4 protein-coding genes and 1 pseudogene are annotated in these 3,386 nt (G+C 72.2%); 3 read left to right on the top strand and 2 right to left on the bottom strand.

The window, feature by feature from the left end; genetic code table 11:
• Window positions 1-208: hypothetical protein (locus tag ACFW2E_RS43850; protein WP_384476880.1), on the bottom strand; the 208-nt coding region annotated here is incomplete at its 3' end.
• Window positions 209-671: 463 nt separating this feature from the next.
• Between ACFW2E_RS43850 and ACFW2E_RS43855 the strand changes: the two genes are divergently transcribed.
• The 3 genes and pseudogenes from ACFW2E_RS43855 to ACFW2E_RS43865 form a co-directional block, all read left to right on the top strand.
• Window positions 672-1,451, top strand: a complete 780-nt coding sequence (locus ACFW2E_RS43855; RefSeq protein ID WP_384476871.1) for an SDR family NAD(P)-dependent oxidoreductase — start codon at window positions 672-674, stop codon at window positions 1,449-1,451.
• A gap of 173 nt (window positions 1,452-1,624) precedes the next feature.
• Complete coding sequence (locus tag ACFW2E_RS43860) at window positions 1,625-1,813, top strand: PAS domain S-box protein (RefSeq protein ID WP_384476874.1); 189 nt, start codon at window positions 1,625-1,627, stop codon at window positions 1,811-1,813.
• A pseudogene (locus tag ACFW2E_RS43865) lies at window positions 1,797-2,490 on the top strand (ABC transporter ATP-binding protein); the annotation flags it as partial. The gene ACFW2E_RS43860 and the pseudogene ACFW2E_RS43865, both read left to right, overlap by 17 nt.
• 59 nt (window positions 2,491-2,549) lie before the next feature.
• On the opposite strand, the gene ACFW2E_RS43870 reads toward ACFW2E_RS43865, so the two are convergent.
• Window positions 2,550-3,245, bottom strand: a complete 696-nt coding sequence (locus ACFW2E_RS43870; protein ID WP_384476877.1) for an SMI1/KNR4 family protein — start codon at window positions 3,243-3,245, stop codon at window positions 2,550-2,552.
• Between the last annotated feature and the right edge of the window lie 141 nt (window positions 3,246-3,386).

Here is a 3,386-nt window from a genome sequence, read left to right on the forward strand (position 1 = left end):
CGAGCCGGAGTCCGGCCAGCGGACTGCGGGGCATCGGCAGGAAATCGCCGGCCGACAACGCCGACTGGCCGAGCAGGCTCGCGGCCGTCCCGGTGCGCATGACCTGCGCGAGATCACGCTGTATGCGATCGGCCTCGCCCCGCACGCGTGCGGGGATGTCGCCGCGCTCGGCAATCAGGCGGTTGTAGATCGGGGTTTCCTGGAACACGGTGGCGTCTGCCTTCTTTCGGTGGGCGCGGCACGGTGGCAACCGGTCCGCAAGCGTGCGATGTGAGGGTAATGTGCGCGCCGAGTGGATTTGGCCTGTGGGCTGTGTACGCGCTCAGAAAGCCATCTCATGGCCGAACTGGTACGGGCCCGGACCGTCCGACTCGGCCCGACGGTCATCGGCGGACCCGCGAACCGTGCCGGGATGGTCGTGCGATCGAGTCGGGTTACGGGCCATGCTCGGCACCCTAAGGCTCGGCGCCGACAACGCAGGGGGGCGGAAAGGGGTGCGCAGGGGTGGCCCGGAGGCGCCCGTCGCCCTCCAGCGCGGCCGGCCTCCGATGTGCGCACAGTGTCTGCGCCGGCCAACGGAGTTCACGGCCGTCCCTGCCAAGTCGGTTTCTCACCGGGTGCGTTGCGCTGCGGTCCTCCCCGTCACCTGACACGCCGTCTAAGGTGCGGTCATGATCTCGCACAGCTACCTCTCCGAACTGTTCTCGCTGGACGACCGGGTCGCCGTGGTGACGGGCGGCAGTTCAGGCATCGGCCGAGCCATCGCCGGGGCACTGGCGCGAGCCGGGGCGAGTGTGGTCGTCGTCGCCCGCACGGAGCCGGAGCTGACCGCCACGGTGGACGAGTTGGTGGCGGACGGCTGCCGGGCGGCCTGGGTGCGTGCCGATCTGAGCACCCGAGACGGGGTGCGCGCGGCGGCGGAGCAGGCGGCCGGAGTGTTCGGGGAGCCCGACATCCTGGTCAACAGCGCCGGAATCAACCTGCGGCCGCCGATGGGCGAACTGGGCGAGGACGTGTGGGACGCCACGATGGCGGTGAATCTGGAGGCGCCGTACTTGCTGGGTCTGCGGTTCGGGCCCGGCATGGCCGAGCGGGGCTTCGGGCGGATCATCCACATCAGCTCCCAGCAGGCGCACCGGGCGTTCGTCCAGAGCGGCGCCTACGGGGTCTCCAAGGGGGCGCTGGAGTCGCTGGCCCGCTCGCAGGCCGAGGCGTGGTCTCCGCACGGCGTCACCTGCAACACGCTGGTGCCCGGCTTCGTCATGACCCCGCTCAATGCGCGGTTGTCCTCGGACCCGGAGAGGGTGGCGGAGCTCGCCGCGCGCACGATGGTGGGGCGCAACGGACTGGCGGAGGACTTGGCCGGCGCGGCGGTCTTCCTGGCCGGTCGTGCCTCCGCCTATGTCACCGGACAGGCGATCTTCGTCGACGGCGGATTCTCCGTTCACTGAGCCCGACGCCGTACGGCAGGCGGCTCCGCTTGCGCAGACCGGGCGCACCCACGTGGTGCCGAAGCCGAGACCGCCGCCGGGAGGGTCCGCGGGTGCCGCGGGTCATGGACGGAGGCACCATGTACCTGTGGGTGTCCTGAGCGTGACGGTGCCGAACTGTGCGGTGCGACGTCATGCTGCCTGACGCACCGGCCGAGCCCCGGGGGGACGCGTTCGCCGTCGTGGACGGGCGTGGCATGGTGACCGGCTGGAGCCCCGGAGCAGAGCGGCTGCTCGGATACACGGCGGCACAGGCCCAGGGACTCGCCTGGGCGAGCATGGAGGCCTCGCATGGAGGCCTCGCAGTCGGTCACGGCCCCTGAGTACTGGGCCCTCCTGGGACCGAACGGTGCCGGGAAGACCACGTGCTGCGACTGGCGGGGGCGCTCGTCCACCCGGCCCCGGGCACCGTCGACGTGCTGGGGCACCGGATGGGGCGGGTCGACGTACGGGAGTTGCGCGCCCTGATCGGGCACGCTGCCGCCTCGCAGAAGGTCCCGCCGGACGCCACCGCGCACACCGTGGTCCTGACAGGGGCGACCGGCACCGTGCGACCGCTGTGGGGGCGTACGACACGGCCACCCGCGACCGCGCCCACGCGCTGCTCGCCGAGCTGGGCACCAAGGAGCTGGCCGGCCGGGCCTTCGGCGGCTGCTCGGGCGGCCGGCGGACCAGGGTGCTCATCGCCCGTGCGCTGATGTCCGACCCCTCGCTGCTGCCGCTCGACGAGCCGTTCACCGCGATGGACCTGCCCTCACGGGAGGATCTCGTCGACGCGCTGCACCGCCTGGCGAGCGTCCGGCCCGACCTGTCCACGGTGACCGTCACGCATCATCCGGAGGAGCTCCCGCCCAGCACCTCGCACGCCTTTCTGCTGCGCGAAGGACGTGAACTGGCGTCCGCTCCGGTGGAATCGGTACTCACCTCGGAGCCCGTCACCGTCTGCTTCGGCCGGCCGATCCGGGTCGACCGTGAGGGCGGCCGCTGGACGGCCCGTTCCACGGCGCCGGCGCGCTCACCTCAGTGGGGGAACCGCCATCGGTCCAACGGCCGGGGAGGTCAACGCGGACAACGTGGAGATCGGCAGTCGTGCGGCCGCGCGTGCATCCGGCAGCGGTTCTCAAGGCCGTCTCGGCGCAGCAGCCGGCCGGGCGCCGCGTACCGGCGCGCGGGTGAGTCCACGTCGCTCGCCCACACGGGGTGGTCGGGCAGACCGACCCGGGCGTAGCGACGACGGAGTCCGGGCACCAGCGCGCCCGGCAGCTCGCAGGCGTCGTACAGATCACCCGCCTCGAAGAGCGACTCGCTCAGCACCAGCTCGACCCATGCGCGAGACATCCGGTCGAGGAAGGGAATCCAGCCCCGGTGCGATCCCACCACCACGGGAGGATCGTCCTCACCGATCCTGTCGAGCGGGATCGCCCACGACGCACAGTCACGGTTCTCACGGCGGAGGACCAGGACACCGCCCAGGGCGTCGCCGACGTGGAGCCCGGTCGGCGGGACCAAGGGGTCCTGCTGCCGGGTCAGATCGTCCCGGCGGCCGAACAGGCCGTACCCTTCCCTCAGGGAGGCGGGAAGTCTGCAGCCCAGATCCGCCTCCGCGGCTGCCAACTCTTCCAGGGGGCGGCCGTCTTCGGCCCGCAGCGGACGGCCCGTCCGGTTGTCGGCGAACCAGCGCACGAAGTCCCAGGCCCGCGAGCGGTCGGCGACACCGCTCGGCAGAGCCACCGCCACGTCTGGTCCGTCCTCCATGCCGAGGACACTGCCTACTCCTGCCGGCAGGCGGGCGAGCGGGACGAACGCTCAAGGGGCCGGAACACCCGAGCGCCCACAACTCCCGTTCCGGCAGGGTGCGCCCGGGGGCCCGCGCGGGATGGGGGGGCGGCGGGGTTA

The organism is Streptomyces sp. NPDC058964 (assembly GCF_042741275.1).
Classification (GTDB): Bacteria; Actinomycetota; Actinomycetes; order Streptomycetales; family Streptomycetaceae; genus Streptomyces.